This window comes from Streptomyces aurantiacus (assembly GCF_027107535.1).
Classification (GTDB): Bacteria; Actinomycetota; Actinomycetes; order Streptomycetales; family Streptomycetaceae; genus Streptomyces.
In genome coordinates, this window is record NZ_CP114283.1 from 3,853,556 (window position 1) to 3,872,097 (window position 18,542).

Annotated in this window: 18 protein-coding genes; 7 read left to right on the forward strand and 11 right to left on the reverse strand. The window is 71.0% G+C overall.

Annotation, left to right across the window (positions count from 1 at the left end; genetic code table 11):
- Positions 1-10: 10 nt before the first annotated feature.
- A complete protein-coding gene (locus tag O1Q96_RS18905; protein ID WP_269249311.1) occupies positions 11-940 on the reverse strand; it encodes a carbohydrate ABC transporter permease in 930 nt (309 codons plus the stop codon).
- Positions 941-958: 18 nt separating this feature from the next.
- Positions 959-1,930: a carbohydrate ABC transporter permease gene (locus O1Q96_RS18910; protein ID WP_269249312.1), complete on the reverse strand. Its 972-nt coding sequence runs from the start codon at positions 1,928-1,930 to the stop codon at positions 959-961.
- Positions 1,931-2,093: 163 nt separating this feature from the next.
- On the opposite strand from O1Q96_RS18910, the gene O1Q96_RS18915 reads away from it, so the two are divergent.
- The 3 genes from O1Q96_RS18915 (at position 2,094) to O1Q96_RS18925 (ending at position 5,045) form a co-directional block, all read left to right on the forward strand.
- The gene (locus tag O1Q96_RS18915) at positions 2,094-3,260 is read left to right on the forward strand and encodes an ROK family transcriptional regulator (RefSeq protein WP_269249313.1); all 1,167 of its coding nucleotides are present in this window, start codon (positions 2,094-2,096) and stop codon (positions 3,258-3,260) included.
- Positions 3,261-3,496: 236 nt separating this feature from the next.
- Positions 3,497-4,720, forward strand: a complete 1,224-nt coding sequence (locus O1Q96_RS18920) for an IS110 family RNA-guided transposase (RefSeq protein ID WP_269253641.1) — start codon at positions 3,497-3,499, stop codon at positions 4,718-4,720.
- Positions 4,721-4,820: 100 nt separating this feature from the next.
- The gene (locus tag O1Q96_RS18925; RefSeq protein ID WP_419586914.1) at positions 4,821-5,045 is read left to right on the forward strand and encodes a hypothetical protein; all 225 of its coding nucleotides are present in this window, start codon (positions 4,821-4,823) and stop codon (positions 5,043-5,045) included.
- Between the two features lie 28 nt (positions 5,046-5,073).
- On the opposite strand, the gene O1Q96_RS18930 is transcribed toward O1Q96_RS18925, so the two are convergent.
- From O1Q96_RS18930 to O1Q96_RS18945, 4 genes are read right to left on the reverse strand one after another with little or no spacing between them, the layout of a single operon-like run.
- Complete coding sequence (locus tag O1Q96_RS18930; protein WP_269249315.1) at positions 5,074-5,901, reverse strand: carbohydrate ABC transporter permease; 828 nt, start codon at positions 5,899-5,901, stop codon at positions 5,074-5,076.
- Positions 5,898-6,797 carry a carbohydrate ABC transporter permease gene (locus tag O1Q96_RS18935; protein WP_269249316.1) on the reverse strand — a complete coding sequence of 300 codons (900 nt, stop codon included), beginning with the start codon at positions 6,795-6,797 and terminating at the stop codon, positions 5,898-5,900. The genes O1Q96_RS18930 and O1Q96_RS18935 overlap by 4 nt, the downstream gene beginning before the upstream one ends.
- Positions 6,787-8,133: an extracellular solute-binding protein gene (locus O1Q96_RS18940; RefSeq protein WP_269249317.1), complete on the reverse strand. Its 1,347-nt coding sequence runs from the start codon at positions 8,131-8,133 to the stop codon at positions 6,787-6,789. Before O1Q96_RS18940 ends, O1Q96_RS18935 begins: the two co-directional genes overlap by 11 nt.
- Before the next feature lie 42 nt (positions 8,134-8,175).
- On the reverse strand, positions 8,176-8,910 hold the full coding sequence (locus O1Q96_RS18945) for a sugar isomerase domain-containing protein (protein ID WP_269249318.1): 735 nt from the start codon (positions 8,908-8,910) through the stop codon (positions 8,176-8,178).
- A 200-nt stretch (positions 8,911-9,110) separates the two neighbouring features.
- Between O1Q96_RS18945 and O1Q96_RS18950 the strand changes: the two genes are divergently transcribed.
- The 4 genes from O1Q96_RS18950 to O1Q96_RS18965 all read left to right on the forward strand — a co-directional run bounded on the left by O1Q96_RS18950 (position 9,111) and on the right by O1Q96_RS18965 (position 13,453).
- Positions 9,111-11,273: an alpha-N-acetylglucosaminidase gene (locus O1Q96_RS18950; RefSeq protein WP_269249319.1), complete on the forward strand. Its 2,163-nt coding sequence runs from the start codon at positions 9,111-9,113 to the stop codon at positions 11,271-11,273.
- 66 nt (positions 11,274-11,339) lie between these two features.
- A complete protein-coding gene (locus O1Q96_RS18955) occupies positions 11,340-12,038 on the forward strand; it encodes a GntR family transcriptional regulator (protein ID WP_269249320.1) in 699 nt (232 codons plus the stop codon).
- Positions 12,039-12,168: 130 nt separating this feature from the next.
- Positions 12,169-12,846, forward strand: a complete 678-nt coding sequence (locus O1Q96_RS18960; protein WP_269249321.1) for an ATP-dependent Clp protease proteolytic subunit — start codon at positions 12,169-12,171, stop codon at positions 12,844-12,846.
- Position 12,847: 1 nt separating this feature from the next.
- Positions 12,848-13,453 carry a ClpP family protease gene (locus O1Q96_RS18965; RefSeq protein ID WP_269249322.1) on the forward strand — a complete coding sequence of 202 codons (606 nt, stop codon included), beginning with the start codon at positions 12,848-12,850 and terminating at the stop codon, positions 13,451-13,453.
- Positions 13,454-13,507: 54 nt separating this feature from the next.
- Here the strand turns inward: O1Q96_RS18965 and O1Q96_RS18970 are convergent, their stop codons facing one another.
- The 5 genes from O1Q96_RS18970 to O1Q96_RS18990 all read right to left on the reverse strand — a co-directional run bounded on the left by O1Q96_RS18970 (position 13,508) and on the right by O1Q96_RS18990 (position 18,529).
- Positions 13,508-13,915: a helix-turn-helix domain-containing protein gene (locus O1Q96_RS18970; RefSeq protein ID WP_269249323.1), complete on the reverse strand. Its 408-nt coding sequence runs from the start codon at positions 13,913-13,915 to the stop codon at positions 13,508-13,510.
- Between the two features lie 71 nt (positions 13,916-13,986).
- Positions 13,987-14,418 (reverse strand): hypothetical protein, encoded by a 432-nt coding sequence (locus tag O1Q96_RS18975; RefSeq protein WP_269249324.1) that lies wholly within the window; start codon positions 14,416-14,418, stop codon positions 13,987-13,989.
- Between the two features lie 108 nt (positions 14,419-14,526).
- Positions 14,527-15,537: a cation diffusion facilitator family transporter gene (locus O1Q96_RS18980; RefSeq protein WP_269249325.1), complete on the reverse strand. Its 1,011-nt coding sequence runs from the start codon at positions 15,535-15,537 to the stop codon at positions 14,527-14,529.
- Positions 15,538-15,690: 153 nt separating this feature from the next.
- Positions 15,691-17,178, reverse strand: a complete 1,488-nt coding sequence (locus O1Q96_RS18985) for a CAP domain-containing protein (RefSeq protein ID WP_269249326.1) — start codon at positions 17,176-17,178, stop codon at positions 15,691-15,693.
- 100 nt (positions 17,179-17,278) lie between these two features.
- The gene (locus O1Q96_RS18990; protein WP_269253642.1) at positions 17,279-18,529 is read right to left on the reverse strand and encodes a serine hydrolase domain-containing protein; all 1,251 of its coding nucleotides are present in this window, start codon (positions 18,527-18,529) and stop codon (positions 17,279-17,281) included.
- Between the last annotated feature and the right edge of the window lie 13 nt (positions 18,530-18,542).

The window sequence follows — 18,542 nt, forward strand, 5'->3', positions numbered from 1 at the left end:
CAGGTGCCTCCTACTTGATTCCGGTGAAGCTGATGGAACTGACGATCCGCCGCGCGAAGAACGCGAAGAGCGCGAGCATCGGGAGCGCGGCGATGAGCGTCGCCGCCATCAGCCCCGACCAGTCGACGCCGGTCTGCGGGGTCTGCGCCCGGAAGATGGCCAGCGCGACGGTGAGCACCCGGGAGCTGTCGCTGTACGACACCATCAGCGGCCAGAAGTAGTCGTTCCAGGAGGTGATGTACGTCAGCACCGCCAGGGTGATCACGGGGGTGGAGGCCATCGGCAGCAGCACCTTGAAGAAGATGCCGACCTTCCCGGCGCCGTCGAGCAGCGCCGCCTCCTCGACCTCGCGCGGGACGTTCATGAAGAACTGGCGGAGGAAGAACACCGCGAACGGCGTCATGAACATCGTCGGCAGCGCGATCCCCAGCAGCGAGTCGATCAGGCCGAGTTGCTTGATGAGGACGAAGTTCGGCAGCAGGGTGAAGATCGTCGGGACCATCAGTCCGGCCAGGAACAGGGCGAAGACCGTGTCGCGGCCGCGCCACCGCAGGCGGGCGAAGGCGTAGGCGGCCATCGCCGAGAAGAGGATCTGGCAGGCGGTGATCAGTGTCGAGACGACCACCGAGTTGAGGAGATAGCGCCAGAAGTCGAGCCCGCCGCCGGCGCCGCCCTGCGCGATGGCCTCCTTGGTCGACTGCATGCCGAGCGCCCGGGCGAAGCCGCCGCCCGTCGCGTCGACCGGCAGGGGCGAGGTCGGGTCGGCCGCGATGCCGGCGTTGGAGGAGAGCGCGGTGCGCAGGATCCAGTAGAACGGCAACAGGGTGACCAGCAGGATCGCCCCCATCACCACCCATGCCATCACTCGCCCGAAGGAGGGCCTGGGCCGGGTGCGGCGCACGGTCGCGCCGGTCGGTGGTGTCGTTGTCACAGCAGCCATGACGGTGTCTCCTTCCGTTCAGCCGAGGTCGGTCTGGCCGGCGCGGGTGAGCCGGTACTGGAGGATGGTGATCGCGCTGAGCACGACCAGGAGTGCCACGGACATCGCCGAGGCGTAGCCGAACTGGAAGCGGCCGAACGCCGAGCCGTAGATGTAGAACTGGAGGACGTTGGTGGCGTTCGCCGGGCCGCCGCCCGTGGTCACCGCGACGGTGTCGAAGACCTGGAACGAGCCGATCACGGTCATGATCAGAACCACGGCCAGCACCGGCCGCAGCAGCGGCATGGTGATGCGCCAGAACATCCGCCACTCGCTCGCGCCGTCGACCTTCGCGGCCTCGTACATGTCGCCCGGGATGGCCTGCAACCCGGCGAACAGCAGCAGGGCGGTGTAGCCGACGTGCCGCCACACGTTGATCAGCGCGATGGTGGGGATGGCCCAGGTCTCGTCCGCCAGGAACGGGATGCGGTCGGCGCCCAGGCCCGCGATGATCTCGTTGCCGATGCCGAGCTGGGTGTCGAGCATCCACAGCCAGACGATGCCCGCGACGACGTTCGACATCAGGTACGGCGTCAGCACGATGCCCCGCAGCACCGCCGACTGCGTGAGCCGCTGGAGGAGAACGGCGATGGCCAGCGCGGAGACCGTCTGCACACCGATGTTGATGAACACGTACTCGAGGGTGACCTTCAGCGAGTCCCAGAAGATGGGGTCGTCGATCATGCGCCGGTAGTTGTCGAGGCCCACCCACTCCGCGGGGGTCAGCAGATTGAAGCGGGTGAAGCTCAGATAGATGCCGCGCAGCGTCGGCCACAGCAGGAAGACCAGGAAGCCCAGCATGGCGGGGGCGATGAACAGGGCCGCGAGGGCTCCGTCACCGCGGCCGCCACCGTGGCGTTCTCGCTTCCTGACGGTCCTCGGCTTGCTTGCTGTCCCCTCGGCGTCGCGCAGTGGCAGACGCGACGGGGGGCTGCTGGAGGCGACGGTCATCGGGAGACTCCCTCGTCTGCGGCTCGTCCTCGGGCCCCACTTACTTTTGGGGCGAAAGAATCCCACCGTCAAGAGGTGTGCGCATATCTTTTCTTAGGGGGCTGAGCGGCCTAGGGTGGCAACATTACTTCTGCACCGAAAGAAATCTTGTGGGGGTCGGGTCATGACAGCACGCGCCGCCAGCTGGCTTCCGCTCAGTCCCGGTGAGCGCTCCGTGGCGATCGAGGTCCTCACGCACGGTCCCCTGTCGCGCAGCGACATCGCCCGGCGGCTCGACCTGTCCGCGGGCAGCCTGACCCGGCTCACGAAGCCGCTCATCGAGTCGGGCCTGCTGGTCGAGGTCGCCGAGGGCAGCACCCTGTCCGAGGCGCGGCAGGGCCGCCCCTCCCAGCCCCTCGACATCGTCGCCGAATCCCGCACCTTCGTCGGATTCAAGATCACCGAGGACATGGTCTACGGCGTCGTCACGACCCTCAGGAGCGACATCGTCGCCCGCCACGACCTGCCGCTGGCCGGCCACGACCCGCAGCACGTCGTGGACGTGATGCGGGCCGTCACGCAGGAGTTCGCCCGCGACTTCCCCGGCCTCGCCGGAATCGGCATCGGGCTGGGCGGGCGCGCCTCGGACCGCTCCGTCGTCGACGAGTCGGCGTTCCTCGGCTGGCGTGACGTCCCCCTGGCGCGGCTCCTGGAGGAAAGCGCCGGACTGCCCGTCGTCGTGGAGAACGACGTGAACGCGCTCGTCGAGGCCGAGAGCTGGTTCGGTGCGGGCCGCGGTCTCGACCGGTTCGCGGTGCTCACCATCGGCGCGGGCCTCGGCTACGGCCTGGTCAGCGGCGGCAAGCGAGTCGTGACCGCCGAGGACGGGCGAGGCGTCGGCCGCTTCTGGATCGTGAACCCGCACGGCCCGCTCACCCCCGAGGGCGAGCGCGGCAGCGCCATCTCCCTGCTGACCATCCCCAGCATCCGCTACCAGGTCCGGGCCGCCACCGGCCGCGACGTCTCGTACGACGAGGTCCTCGCCCTGGCCGCCGAGGGCGAACCCATGGCCGCCCGCGTCATCGACGAGGCGGCGCGTGCCCTGGGCACCCTCGTCGCGCAGATCGCCAACTTCGCCATGCCCGAGAAGATCCTCCTCGCGGGTGAGGGCGTGGGCCTCGTCGACGTGGCGGGACCGGTGGTCGAGCAGGCCGTCCTCGCCAACCGCCACCCGCAGGCCGACCCGGTGAACCTGGAGACCAAGGTGTCCGACTTCCACGACTGGGCACGGGGCGGCGCGGTACTGGCCATCCAGGTGCTCGTGCTGGGTTCCGGGCCCGCCACCGCCTAATGGGAGCTGCCGGGTCGGAGAGACTCGGTGCCGTAGCCGCCAGCAGGTGAGCACTTCCATCGCCGGAAGCAGTCGAGTTCTGGTGTCAGACCGTGCCCCTGCTGGTCGGCCGGGAGGCCGGACCGCTGATGGGGTGGCGTGCCCGCCGGGCAGTGGGGCGTGAGCACTGGATCCATTGGGCCGCGCGCCGCCTTCCGCGGGCTGCAGGAAGCGAAGTGCCGAGCGAGGAGGGAAAGTTGCTGCTGATCGGCGATGACTGGGCCGAAGACCACCATGACGTCGAGGTCCAGGACGAGGCGGGCCGGAAACTCGCTGCGGCGAGGCTGTCCGAAGGGGTGCAGGGAATCGCGAAGCTGCACGAGCTCCTCGCGAAGCACGGCGGCGGGGACCTGGATCCGGCCGCGGTGATGGTGGGGATCGAGACCGACCGGGGCTCGTGGGTGCAGGCACTGATCGCCTCCGGCTACCAGGTCTACGCGATCAACCCGAGGCAGGCCGCCCGCTTCAAGGAGCGGTACGCGACGTCCGGCGCCAAGAGCGACAAGGGCGACGCGCACGCGCTCGCGGACATGGTCCGTATCGACCGCGACCAGCTGCGGCCGGTGGCTGGGGACAGTGAGCAGGCGCAGGCCGTCAAGGTCGTCGCCCGCGCCCACCAGAGTCTGATCTGGGAGCGCACCCGCACCTTCCAGCGGCTGCGCAGCACACTGCGGGAGTACTTCCCCGCAGCTTTGTCCGCCTACGCGGACCTGGAACTGACCAGCACGGACGTCCTGGAACTGCTGATCAAGGCGCCTGCCCCCGCGGCCGGGGCGAAGCTGACGCGCACCCAGATCGTTGCGGTCCTGGCCCGACACCGCCGCCGTCACCGCGAGGCGAGGGCCGCCGCCATCCAGACCGCCCTGCGTGAGCCGCAGCTGGGCCTGCCCGAGCCGGTCACGGCCGCCTACGCGGCCGCCACCGCCCACGCACGGCTGATCATCGCGCTGAACGAGCAGATAGCCGCGCTGGAGGTGCAGGTGAAGGCCCATTTTCTGGCGCACCCGGACGCTGAGACATACCTCTCGATGCCCGGCATCGCGGAGATCACCGGTGCCCGGGTGCTCGCCGAATTCGGGGACGACCCCGCCCGCTACGCATCCGCGAAGGCACGCAAGAACTATGCCGGCACCAGCCCCATCACCCGGGCCTCCGGCAAGAGCCACACCGTCCAGGCCCGCTACGTCCGCAACAATCGCCTCGCCGACGCCCTCCAGCGCCAGGCGTTCGCCGCCCTGCGCGCATCACCCGGCGCCCGCCGCTACTACGACAAACAGCGAGCACGCGAGGCCGGATACAACCCCGCCCTCCGACAGGTCGGCAACCGCCTCGTCGGCATCCTCCACGGCTGCCTCAAAACCCGCACCCTCTACGACGAAGCGACCGCCTGGTCGCACCACGCACACACCCAAGCCGCTTGACACCAAACGACATGGGGTGTCTGACACCGCAGCCCAACGGCCACCGGGAGGCAGCGCGGGTGACGTCGGCCACTCACATGGTCTTCACGCAGAGCCCCGTATGATTCACGGTATGTCCACCACTCACTCCACCACCGACCATCGTGCGCCGGGAGCCACGCACCGCTCGTCCGACGAGGTCAACGACGAGATCAGGGCCCTGTGGCTGCGGGCCGGTGGGACGCTGAGCGGCGAGCAGCGGCGCGCGTACCAGCGCCTCGTCCTGGAGTGGGCGTCGGCCGCTCCCCGGCCCGCCTCGCACTCGAAATCGTCGAAGGCGGCCTGACCGGCCGGTCCGCCCGGCGAGCGCCTCCTCATCCCTTCGTCGCCCCCTGCAGCAGTCCGGCGATGAAGCTGCGCTGGAAGACGACGAAGAGGATCAGGATCGGCAGCATCACGATGATCGTCCCCGCCGCGAGGGTGGGGATGTCCGTGCTGTTCTGACCCACGAAGAAGCCGAGCCCCGCCGGCGCCGTGTGCTTGGTCGTGTCCTGGATGAGGACCAGCACCAGCAGGAACTGGTTCCACGACCACATGAAGACCAGCAGACCGAGCGTCATCAGGGACGGGCGCGCCAGCGGCAGCAGGATTCTCAGCAGGATCGTGCCCGACGAGGCACCGTCGATCCGGGCCGCCTCCACCAGCGACGCGGGCGTGGACTGGAAATGGGTGCGCATCCAGAACACGCTGAACGGCATGAACAGCGCGATCTCCACCAGGATCACGCCCAGGTACGAGTTGGTCAGACCGAGGCCCCGCAGATCGAAGTAGAGGGGGACCACGATCAGTTCGACCGGGATGGTGAGGCCGGCGATGAAGAAGGCCGCGACCGCGTTGCCGCCCGGAAGCCTCATGGTGCCGAGCGCGTAACCCGCCAGCGCCGCGAGGACCAGGGACGCGGGGACGACACCCACCGCGATGGTCAGACTGTGCCGGATGAGGTCGGAGAACCCGGCCACCGACCACGCCTGCTCGTAGTTGTCCCAGCTCCACCGCTCCGGCCACGTCAGGCCCACCACCGGGGTGCCCGCCGGCTGCAGCGAGGCGAGGAAGACGCTCAGGAACGGGATCACGACGGCGATCGCCATGACGGTCAGGAGCGCGTAGCCGGACCAGCGTTCCGATCGGGTGGCCGTGTTCATGTCTCCGACCTCGACAGACGGTTGATGAGGTAGACGATCGCGAGTATCAGACAGCCCAGGACGACGGCCAGCGCCGCGGCGAGTCCCACCTTGCCCTCGGAGAACGCCAGCCGGTACACGAGGAGGCCGGGGACCGTCGTCTGCTCGCCCGGGCCACCGTTCGTCGTCACGTACACGATGTCGAAGCTGGCCAGCGCGGCCACCGTCGTGACGGTCATGGCGACGGCGAGTTCACCGCGCAGGTGCGGCAGCGTCACGGAGACGAACTCACGGACCGGGCCCGCGCCGTCGAGCCGGGCCGCCTCGTACAGGCTGGGGTCCACCTTCTGCACGCCGCTGAGGAACAGCATCATGCACAGGCCGCTCAGCACCCAGGTGCCGACGAGTCCGACTGCGATCAGGGCGGCGCCGAAGTCGCCGAGCCACGCACGGGTCACACCGTCCAGGCCGACCGCGCGGAACGTCTGGTTGACCAGCCCGTCGTCCCCGTACAGCCAGCGCCACGTCACACCGACCGCGACGAGCGGGACGACCTGCGGCAGCATGAACAGGAAGCGGTACGCCCCCATGCCGGGACGCCGGAAGCGGGCGAGCAGGCCGGTCATGGCGAGGCCCAGCACGATGGGGACGAAGGAGAAGAACACCACCAGCACCAGGGCGTTGAGCACCGACTGGCGAAGGACGGAGTCCTGGAAGATCTCCTGGTAGTTGCCGAGGCCCACCCAGTCGCCCAGCGTCACGCCGTCCCACTCGAACAGCGAGAGGTACGCCGTGTGCAGGGCGGGCAGCACCGCGAAGGCGAAGTAGACGGCGAACGCGGGCAGCACGTACACATAGCCGCGGTACGGGCTGCGCCTGCGGCCGCCCGCAGGCTGGTTCGGCGGCCTACTCGGCATGGTGTTCCTCCCACTCGTCCTGAAGTGAGTCGAGGTAGTCCGCGGGGTCGATACGGTCCGCAACGAGTTTCTGGACGCCGGAGCGCAGCCGGTCGAGCATCGCGGGGGCGGCGAAGTCGGGGAACGTGGTGATCCCGTCGTCGGCGACGGCCCGGCGGTGGCCGTCCGCGATGTCGGCGAGCACGCCGGCCGGCTTCTTGACGGCGTCCGGGTTGGGCGGCAGGAAGCCGTTGTCGCTGATGATCTGCCCGGCCTCGGGCGAGGTCAGGAAGTCGAGGAACAGGCCTGCCGCCTCGGGGTGTTCGGTACGGGACGCGACGGCGTAGGACACGCTGAAGCCCGAGGCCACGGTGGGGTCGGCGGCCTGTTCCCCGGGCATCGGGAAGAAGCCGACGTTCTCGCCCATGACGGTCGCCAGCTGCCCGGCCGCCCAGTTGCCGTTGATCAGGAAGACACTGTCGCCCTTCGCGAACTGGGCGGTGGAGTCGACCTGTGCGGTGCCGTTGGCGGACTCGTTGTAGTAGCCCTTGCGGCCCCAGTCGATGACGAGCTCGCCGGCGGTGACGGCGGCCGGTGTCTCGATGGTGGCGCCCCTGGTGCCGTTGACCCAGTCCCAGTAGTCGTCCGTGGGCATGGTCTGGTTCAGGAGGGCCGCCCACAGATGCAGGCCCCCGGAGTCGAGGGCGCCGACGCCGAGCGGCGTCAGGTCCGCCTCCTTCGCAGCGGCGAGCTGCTCCTCGAACTGCGCCACCGTCGTCGGCGGGCCGTCGATCCCGGCCTTCCTCGCGAGCTCCTTGTTGTAGTAGATGCCGGTCATCGACAGACCGGCGGGGACCCCGAACAGCGCGCGTCCGCCCGTGGCCTCGCTGGTCTGCCCCGCCGTCAGCTGGTCGAGGCTGACCGGGGGGATGGCGTCGTCCCAGCCGTAGGCCTCCCGGTAGGGCGCGAGGTCCAGGATGTGCCCGTCCGCCGCAAGGTCGGTCATCCCGACCGCGTACTGCGCGATGTCCGGGGCGCTGTCGGAGGTCATGGTGAGCTTCAGGTTCTGCACGTAGTCCGAGAACGTCTTGTACTGCGGCTCGACGCCGATGCGGGGATGCTTCTTCTCGAACGCGGCGATCAGCGCGTCGACCATCAGCGGGGCGTCGGCGAACTGGAGCTTCAGGGTGATGTCCTCGTCCGGCACGGCGGTCGAGGACGGCACACTGGCGGGTCCCGGCGCCGCGGCCGCGCTGCCGGGGGTCAGGGCGTCGCAGGCGGTGAGCGGCAGCACGAGGGCGACGGCACTGACCGCCGCCGCGACTCGGCGGCGCACCCGGTGCGTCCTCTCCATCATCGGCCTCCTTGCGTGGTCGGCGTGCGGATGCGGATCGGTGCGTCAGCCCCGGGGACAGCGGTCCCTGACCTTGTCCAGCAGGGCGTTGTTGTGGTGTTCGGCGTCGTCGGCGGTGTTCTGACTGACGATCAACGGCGGTGCCTGGCCGTGGTGTTCGGCGAGGAGTTCGGCGGCCCGGCACGTCACCGCGTTGACGATCGCCGCCCCAACGACGGTCGACAGGGCGCCCACCGTGAGGTCGCCCAGGGGGACCACCGCGTCACCCGGGCGGCCGTGCGTGTCGATGACGATGTCGGCCACGTCGAGCAGGCGCAGGCCCCCGACATGCCGGGACTCGGCGGCAAGCGAGTGGGCCCGGCTCGTGACGGCGACCACGCTTGCCCCCAACTCCCGTGCACCCAGGGCGAATTCGACCGGCACGGCGTTGATCCCGGAATTGGAGACGACGACCACCACCTCGCCCGCCCTGATGTCCGCTGTGCTCAGGATCGCCGCCGCGTAGCCGCTGACGCGTTCGGCCGCGCCCGCGTGACGGGGGGCGACGGGGGAGAGCGCCGGGTCGGCGATGACGTTGACGGGTGCCAGGCCGCCGGCGCGCAACAGCGGTTCGATGGCGACGAGTTGGGAGTGTCCGCTGCCGAAGTAGTGGACGACGCCCCCGGCGGCGACGCTGTCCGCGACGGCCCGGGCGGCACGCTCGATCGCGGGCCGCTCGACGGTGGCCAACGCGGTGAGGTTCTCCTGGAGTGCGGCGAAGTAGACGAGATCGGCGTTCATCGTGTCGAGGCCACCCGAGGTGTCGAACGGAGCCGCTTGCGTGGCTGTGGACCGTACCAGAGGGGTATGGCGATGCACAGCCCCACTGTCAACCAGCCTTCCTTCCGGTCGACTTCCTTGACCGTGCCGCGTCGTGCGTCTAGCTTCGACAGATCCGTGGTACGTACCACAGCCGATTTTCGTCAGGAGCGGTCCGGACGATGAGATTGCCCCAGGAACCAGGTGCCCCGAGCCCGGCCGCCCGCCAGCTGCTGCGACGGGTGCTGGGGGACCGGGCCGCGGAGTTCTCCGCCGAGGTGGTCCCCGGCGGAGGCGGACCTGACTGGTACGAGGTCGATGCCGGCCCGGGAGGCGTCGCCCTGCGCGGCTCCAGCGGGGTCGCGGTCGCCTCGGCGCTGCGGTGGTATCTGCGGACCGTCTGCGGCACGCAGATCACCTGGGACGCCCCCGCCCCCCACCTGCCGGACCGTCTGCCGCGCACCGGGACGGCCGCCCGGACCGTCTCCCCCCACCTGCACCGCTACCACTTCAACGTCTGCACCTTCGGCTACACCACGGCGTTCTGGGACTGGGCGCGCTGGGAGCGCCACATCGACTGGATGGCCCTGCACGGCGTGACCACCCCGCTGGCGATGACCGGTCTGGAAGCGGCCTGGCAACGGGCCCTGCTGGACGCGGGACTCGACGACGGGACCGCCCGGCGCTTCCTCGGCGGACCGGCCTACCTGCCGTGGAACTGGCTCGCCTCGCTCGACGGCTGGGGCGGCCCCCTGCCGCAGAGCTGGATCGACGCACACGCGGAACTCGGCCTGCGCATCCTGGACCGGGAACGCGCCCTGGGCATGCGGCCAATCCTCCAGGGCTTCTCCGGACACGTCCCGCGGGAGCTGATCGCGGAGAGGGGCGCCCGGGCGACGACCCTTCCCTGGTGGGACTTCGAAGTCGGTGTCCTGGACCCCCGCGACCCGCTGTTCGAGGAGTTCGGCACCACCCTGCTGACCGAGCAGACCCGGCTGTTCGGCACCGACCACCTCTACGCCGCCGACCCGTTCATCGAGACGACACCCCCGGTGAGCGACCCCGCGGACATCGCCGGGGTGGCGCGGGCCGTGCACGGCGCCATGACCGCCGTGGACGACCGGGCCACCTGGGTGCTCCAGGCGTGGCCCTTCTCCTACCGCTCGGACTACTGGACACCGGACCGCACCCGGGCGTTCCTCGACGCCGTCCCGGACGACCGGATGCTGATCCTGGACCTGTGGGCCGAACACCGGCCGGTCTGGCCGCACACCGACGGCTACCGGGGAAAGCCCTGGGTGTGGTGCATGCTGCACAGCCTCGGCGGGCGCCCCGGCCTGTACGGAAAGCTCGACGAGATCGCCACCGGCGCCGCCCGGGCCCGCACGGACGAACGCGGCAGGTCCCTCGCCGGTGTCGGCGCCGGCATGGAGGCGTTCGGCGGCGACCCGGTCCTGTACGAGCTGCTGGCGGACGTCGCCTGGCAGGGCGCCGTCGACGACGTACGGGCATGGCTGCAAACCTGGACCCGGGCCCGGTACGGCCGCGCGACGCCCGGACTGCTGCGCGCCTGGGAGCTGCTGCACGACACCGTCTACTCGGCGGACGCCCCCGGGCCGTCGGGCTCGGTCGTCGTCTGCCGGCCCACGCTGGAGGGCGAACTGCGGCACGAGCTCCCGGTGCACCTCGCCGGGCCCCCGTCCCCCACCGTGCCGCCGGGCCTGGCCGAGGCGTGGACGCTGCTGGCCGGTGAGGCGAGCCGCGAGGACAGCTCCGGCCCGCTCGGCAGGGACCTGTGCGACGTCACCGCCCAGGTCCTCACCCACCTCGCGTGCGAGAGGCAGTGGCGGGCGGCGGACGCGGCCCTGGCACGGGACGCCGAAGACTTCCACCGGGCCGCAGGTGACCTGCTGGACGTCATCGAGGACCTGGACACCCTGCTGGCCACCCGGCCCGAACACCGGCTGGACACCTGGCTGGCCGACGCCAGGAGCTGGGCCACCACCCCGGCCGAGGCCGAGCTGTACGAGGCCAACGCACGACGCGTCCTCACACTCTGGGGCCACACCCACAGCAAGCTGCACGACTACTCGGGCCGCCACTGGGCCGGCCTGGTCCGCACCTTCTACCTGCCCCGCTGGCGCAGCTGGTACGAGCACATCGCCCGGGCGCTCGAGAGCGGATCCCCGTACCCGGCAAAGGAGTTCGAGGAGTCCTTGCTCGCCCAGGAGGAACGGTGGGTGGCCGGCCGGAGCCCGACGGCGGCACCGGGACCGGACACCGCCGCAGCGACCCTGGACGTGGTGCGTACGCTGATGCCCCGCTACCGCGTCCCCGGGGGATAGCGGACACGTGCGAACCGCGGAGTGAATGTGACGGTCGAGGACAGGCGCTCAGACGACGGCCCGGCGATGGAGTCCTACAAACACGAGGCGCTGCGGCGACAACTCCAGGCCGACATCGCCCGGATGCGCCCCGACGAGGCGCTGCCCACCGAACGGCAGCTCGCCGAGCGGTACGACGTCAGCAGGGCGACCGCCCGGCGCGCGCTCCAGGCACTCCGCGAGGACGGCCTCATCCGCAGTGTGCGGGGGGTGGGAACGTTCGTCTCGCACCCTCAGATCACCAAGACGTCCACGCTCACCTCGTTCTCCGAGGACCTGCGCTCGCGCGGCTACCGGCCCAGCGCCGAACTCCTGTCCGCGGAGCTCGTCGACGCCGACCTGCACCACTCCACGGCCCTGGGCGTCGACCCCGGCACCACCCTCCACCGCATCGAACGGCTGCGCCTCGGCGACGACTTCCCCATCTGCCTGGAGACGGTCTACCTCTCCGCCGAGCGATTCCCGGCCCTGGACGAGTCGCTGCTGAAGGGATCGCTCTCGGAAGCCCTGCAGATCACCCAGGGCGTCCGGGTCGTGCGGGCCACCCAGCAGATCAGGGCGGTGAACGTGACCGGCCGCCAGGCCGGACTGCTCGGCGTCAAGGAGGGCTCCGCCGCCCTGCTGGTACGGCGCACGGCGTTCGACGAGACGGGACACGTCGTGGAGTACGGCGAGTCGCTGTGCCGCGGTGACCTGTACGAGTTCTCGCTGGTGGTGACGAAGTAGCGCCACCGCGTGGCGCACGCTCTGCCGTCGGCGAATCTGCTGCGGGCCGAGATTCCTTCCGTGCCGTCGCCGGCGGACCGAGGGTGGAGACACCGCGGCGCTCCGGGCCGCGTCACCACCAGGAGGAGCCATGGCACTCAGCAGCACCGGACCCGCCCTCGGGCACCTGACCGGCCTCGGCCGGGCCCCGACGCCACGGGCCGAGGAAGGCGACACCCCCGCGTCACGGTTCGACGACCACCTCGCCGCCCAACTCCTCAACCAGCGCATCGTCTTCCTCGGCACCCAGGTCGACGAGGTGTCCGCGAACCGCGTCTGCGCGCAACTGCTCCTGCTCTCCGCGGAGGACGCACGCACCGACATCGGCCTCTACATCAACAGCCCGGGCGGCTCCGTGCACGCGGGCCTCGCGATCTACGACACGATGCGCCTCATCCCGAACGACGTCTCGACCCTGGCCATGGGATTCGCCGCCAGCATGGGGCAGTTCCTGCTCACCGTCGGCACTCCCGGCAAGCGCTACTCGCTGCCGAACGCGCGGATCATGATGCACCAGCCGTCGGCCGGTATCGGCGGCACCACCGCCGACATCGCCATCCAGGCGGAGAACCTCCAGTTCACCAAGGAGACCATCGAGCGCATCACCGCCGAGCACACCGGCCAGAGCGAGGAGACGATCTCCCGCGACGGTGACCGCGACCGCTGGTTCACGGCCGAACAGGCGAGGGAGTACGGCATGGTCGACCGGGTCGTCGAATCCCTCGACGACGTCCGCCCGGCGTCCTCGAAGCGACGGATGGGACTCTGACATGAGCCAGTACACGATCCCGAGCGTCGTCGAGCGCACCCCCCAGGGCGAGCGCTCGTACGACATCTACAGCCGGCTGCTGTCCGAGCGGATCATCTTCCTCGGCACCGAGATCGACGACGGCGTGGCCAACGTCGTCATCGCGCAGCTGCTCCATCTGGAGTCGTCGGCACCCGAGCGGGAGATCGCGATCTACCTCAACTCGCCCGGCGGCTCGTTCACCTCCCTCATGGCGATCTACGACACGATGAGCTTCGTCAGCGCGCCCATCTCGACGTTCTGCGTCGGACAGGCGGCCTCGACCGCGGCGGTGCTCCTGGCCGGGGGAGACCCCGGGCGGCGCTTCATCCTGGAGCACGCGCGGGTACTGCTGGGCCAGCCCGCGAGCGGCGGCGCACGGGGCACGGTCTCCGACCTGAGCCTCCAGGCCAAGGAGATGATCCGGATCCGTGCCCAGGTCGAGGAGGTGCTGTCCCTGCACACCCACCACTCCGTGGAGAGCCTGCGCGCCGACATGGACCGCGACAAGGTCTTCACCGCGCAGGAGGCAGTGGCGTACGGGCTCGCCGACGAGGTGCTGAGCCGGCGTCTGGCCGTCGCCGCCTGAGGGGTCCGCCTCAGGCGGCGCGCTGTGCCGCTGCGGGCCGTGGCGCTACGGGCCTCAGGCAGCGAGACGGACGTCGCCCGGCCGGGACCTCGCCTCCGTGCGCCGCGGCGCGGTACGGGACCCGAGCGGCCGGGGCCGGGCCTGGAGGGTGAGACGGCGGTGCGTCAGGGCGAGCAGATCGGCGAGGCCGAGCCCGAGCGCGTGCGCGGCGGCCGCGAGGACCTCGGACGAGGCCTCCTTGCGGCCGCGCTCCAGCTCGGAGAGGTACGGCATCGAGATGCGGGCCGCGTCGGCGACATCCTTGAGGGTCCTTTCCTGGGCGAGCCTCTCGCGCCGCAGGACGTCACCCACGACGTCCCGCCACAGGGGCTCCCTGGGTGTCGGCTCCTCCCGTTCGGCCGGCTCGGCCGGCACGGGTCGCAGAGGAATGACGCGGGCTTGGTCGGACGCGTGGCTGCTCACCCCTCCACCCTAGGAAGCGCGGCCCGGTTCGGGGAGGCCATCGCGTTCTGCCCTCGGCGAAGCACGGGCCCTCAACGCTCCATCACCCGCTGCCGCCACCAGGCCCCGGGCGGCTGCCACTGAGGAGTCTCACGCCGCCACGGTTCGGGAAGGGTCCGGCGTACGAACCGCTCGTCGGCGCGGGCGAGTCGGCGCAGGAGATCGGTGCGGGCACCGGACGGCAGCCGGTACAGGGCGTCCTCCAGCGTGTCCCGCGCCTCGCACGGGCAGCAGCAGGGACAGTCCGCGTCCATCAGCGCGGTCAGGTCGTGCCGGGGGCGGCGCACGGCGTGTTCGTACGTGGCGAGGGAGTCGGCGACGGCGTTGCGCCACAGATACTCCGCCTCCAGGCGGCGGATCGCCGCGCGGGTGAGCGCGGAGACACCGGTGATCCGGCGGACGGTCACATGTCGGGAGGGCTGCCACCGCTCGGCGCGGACGGCACTCGGCCGCCTACGCGGCACGGCCCTTTCTGATCGAGGTCATGCGCGCATCCTGCACGCTCGCCCCGCCGGGCGCCACCGAATATCAACGGCACCCGCTCCGTGAACTCCTGTCGGTGGCACGGGCGTTCAGTGGGCGTGCGGCTCGTCCCGGTGCACCGGTCCGTGTGCGGCCTCGCAGTGCGCGTCGTCGTCGGCGGCGCCGGTGCGGACCTCCAGGACGTCCTCGGGAGCGTGGTCGACCTGAAGGGTGGTGTGGCTGATCTCGTGGTCGCACTGCAGGATCTTCTCGAGGTCCCGGCGCACCGTGTGGCAGTCCGCGACGGGCTCGACCAGGACGTGCGCGGACAGTGCGGGCTGTCCCGACGTGATGGTCCACACGTGGAGGTCGTGCACTTCGCGGACCGAGGGGTGCGCGACCAGCTGGTCGCCGATGCCGTCCGGGTCGAGGTGCGCGGGCGCCGCTTCCAGGAAGATCCGCCCCGATTCGTGCACGAGCCCGTAGCCCGCCTTGAACATGAGGGCCACCACGACCAGGGTGGCGATGGCGTCCGCCCGCGCGAACCCGGTGAGCACCACGACGAGACCGGCGATCGCGGTACCGATGAACGCGAACAGGTCGTTGAGTATGTGCTGGTAGGCGCCCTCGACGTTGAGCGAGGACCGGTTGGCCTTCGAGATGCACCAGGCCGCCGCGATGTTCACCACGATCCCGGCCAGGGCGGTGCCGAACACCAGCCCGCCCTCCACCTCGGGCGGATCGATCAGCCGCCGCACCGCCTCGTACGCCAGCCAGCTGCCGAGCAGCAGCAGGGTGAGTCCGTTCGCCTGGGCGGAGAGGATCTCGGCCCGCTTGAGGCCGTACGTGAAACCGCCACGGGCCGGACGCGCGGCCAGCCGCATCGCGATGAGCGCCAGCACGATGGACACGGCGTCGGTGAGCATGTGCGCCGCGTCGGATATCAGGGCGAGCGACCGGGCGAGGATGCCGATGACGACCTCGATCGCCATGAACGAGGTGATGAGGGTCAGCGCGATCGCGAGCCAGCGGCTGTCCGCGTCCGCGGCGACACCGTGCGAGTGCCCCGCGTGCCCGCCCGACCCGTGGTCGTGGCCGTGGCCGTGGTGCGCGCTGGTCATGAGTGTCCCCCTCGATCCGGTGTCCGACCCCCGCAGTGAAGCGCACCTCGCGGAGATCGGCAAAGGCTGCACCGGTGACCGTTGTCATCATCGTTAACAGGCCCTTGACCTGCGATGACGGTCTTGCGGTCAGGTGTCCCGACGGGGCTGGGGTCAGGCGCCGAAGAGCTGTGTCCAGTACGTGCCCGCCGAGCCGCCGCCCGCGAAGCCGACGCCTATGTGGGTGAAGGCGGGCTTGAGGATGTTGGCGCGGTGCCCGGGGCTGTCCATCCAGCCCCGTACGACCTCGGCGGGGGAGCGCTGGCCGCAGGCTATGTTCTCGCCGATGGTGCGACGGGTACTGCCCGCGGCGGACGCCCGGTGCCAGGGTTCGCTGCCGTCCGGGGAGGTGTGGGAGTAGAAGGCCCGGGCGACCATGTCCGCACTGTGCGCCTGTGCCGCCCTGGTGAGCAGGGGGTCCTCGGCCAGTGGCGGCAGGCCGGCCGCGGCCCGCTCGGCGTTGGTGAGCGCGACGACCTCGGCGGCGGTCCGGGCCAGGCCACCAGGGGTGAGGGGGCGGGCCCACAGCGCTGTCCAGTAGAGCGTGCCGGACCGGTCGTCGGGCACACAGGCCACGCCCGCCTCGGTGAACGCGCTGTCCTGGAGCGTCCGCCGGGACCGCTCGCCCGAGAGGCAGTACTCCACGAACTCCGCCGCGTCACGCGGGCCGGAGACCAGGTGCTCGCCGATCGTGAGGTACGCGTAGCCTCCCGCGGTGACGCGCTGGTGGACGGAGAGCCCGTCCGCGCCCTCGGAGTCCAGGCGGCCGCGCGCCGCCATCCCCGCGGCGTGCGCCCGCGCGGCGTCGGTCAGACGGGCGTCGAGGGCGACCGGCGGGGAACCGGCCGCGCCGCGGGCGGAGTTCACGAGGCGCAGGAAGCCGTCGGCGCCGGGTCCGCCAGGTCCGGGACCGGTGGACGAGCCGCGAGTGCCCGGTGTCGCCGTCGTACCGGAGCCGCCGCGTGCCGGTGCGCGTCCCGCGTCCCTGAGCCTTCCCAGTGCGGCGCGCGCGGCGCCCCGGGCGGTGGCCGGCCCGGAAGGCCCGGACCCCGTGGCACCCGATCCCCCGGGAGCGGCGCCGGGACCGGGGGATCCGGCCGGAGTGCCCGCTCCCGCGTCGGAGTCCTCGCTCACCTCGACCCCGAAGTCCCGGGCGATCCCCGCCAGCCCGTCGGCGTACCCCTGGCCCAGGGCGCGCAGCTTCCAGGCGGTGCCGCGGCGGTAGATCTCGGCGAGCAGCAACACGGTCTCCCGCTGCGGACGCGGCGGGGTGAACCGGGCGAGAATCCGGCCGCCCGAGCCGGTGACCAGCAGGGCCGGAGCGGGCAGCCGCCCCAGTGGGGTGCCGGGCTCGGCGGGACTGACGACGACGGTGACGCGGCTCGCGCCGGCCCGCAGCGCGGCCGGGTCCACCGTGAGGGTCTCCCCGCTCAGCCGGGCACCGGGAGCGGCCGGCTGGTTGTAGAAGACGAAGTCGCCGTCCCCGCGCACCGTGCCGCCGTCGTCCGTGACGAGCGCCGACAGGTCGAAGGGGCCGGGCACCCGGAGGGTCAGGGTGCCATCGGGCAGGGGCACATTGCCGCCGGGGACCAACTCACTCATCGCGCCGCCTGTCGGGTGCCGGATCACTGTGCGCGCCCCGTGGGGCGTCGGTACGACAACGCCCCACGGGTGTGCACGGGTTCCTCGGACCGGCCGGCGGTCAGTCGCGGGCGATGCCGGGAGCGATGTCCTCGTACCGCTCCACACGCGCCTCACCGCGAGCCGCGGCGGCCTTCGCCGGCTTGCCGCAGAACGTGGACTCCAGCGTGCCCGCCATGGTGGTGAGGACCGTCCCGTTGTTGGACGTGTTGGCGAGCGCCGTCATGGTGCGCCCGCCCCCCTTCGACGTGAACGAATACGTGTAGTAGCCCTGCACGGTGCCCGTGTGGCCGTACACCGAGACGCCGCACGACAGATCACGCCGGCGCAGACCGAGCCCGTAACCCTGGGTGCTGTTGACGGGTACCCACTGCTGCATCTGCGCGAGCTGCTCGGCCGACGTCAGGTCGCCGCCGAGCAGGGCCGAGAAGAAGGTGTTCAGGTCCCGGGTGCTGGAGATGACCGCGCCCGCGCTCTGCGCCCAGGAGACGGTCTGCTCGGTCGAGTCGACGAGCGGCGCACCGGCCTCGTCGGGGGTGAGGTAGCCGTTGGCGTGCTTGCCGGGGACGGCCGTCCCGGGGTGCACGTAGAAGGTGTCCTTGAGGCCCAGCGGCTTGATGATGCGGCTCTGGTACGCGGACCGCACGGGCTTCCCCGTGAGCTTCTCGATGAGCATGCCCGCGACGACGAAGTTGGTGTTGGAGTACGAGTAGGCGGCGCCCGGCGCGCTGCCGAGGGGCTGCTTCAGGGACAGGTCCACCAGGTCCTGGTAGCTGAAGACCTTGTTGCGTACGGCCTCGAAGCCCGGGACCGTGTGCTCGAACATGTCGTTGGTGTAGTCGTACAGACCACTGCGGTGGCTCAGCACATGGCGCACCGTGATCTTGTCGTCGGGCAGCAGCCCCGGGAGATACGTGTTGACGGAGGTGTCCAGGGCGAGCACGCCCTCGTCGACCAGCTGCAGCAGGACGACGGCGGAGAAGCTCTTGGTCACACTGCCGACCCGGAAGCGGTCGGCGGTGCTGATGGCACGTCCGGTCCCCTTGTCGGCGACGCCCTCGGCCACCTTGTGGACCGTGCCGCGGTCGTCGATCCGCGCGACGGCTCCCGGCGCTCCCTGCGTCAGCGCCGTACGCAGTACCGCGCGCAGCCCCGCGACGTCGGGTGCCGGCAGTTTCTGAGCCTTGGCGGCCGAACCGGCCTGCACGGCCGCGCTGTTGACGTCGGCAGGTGCCGCCGCCGCATCGTGGGCGGGAACAGCGAGGACGGACAGCAGGACCGCTCCCAGTGCCGCCGTACCGCCTCTGCTCATCATTCCTGAGACC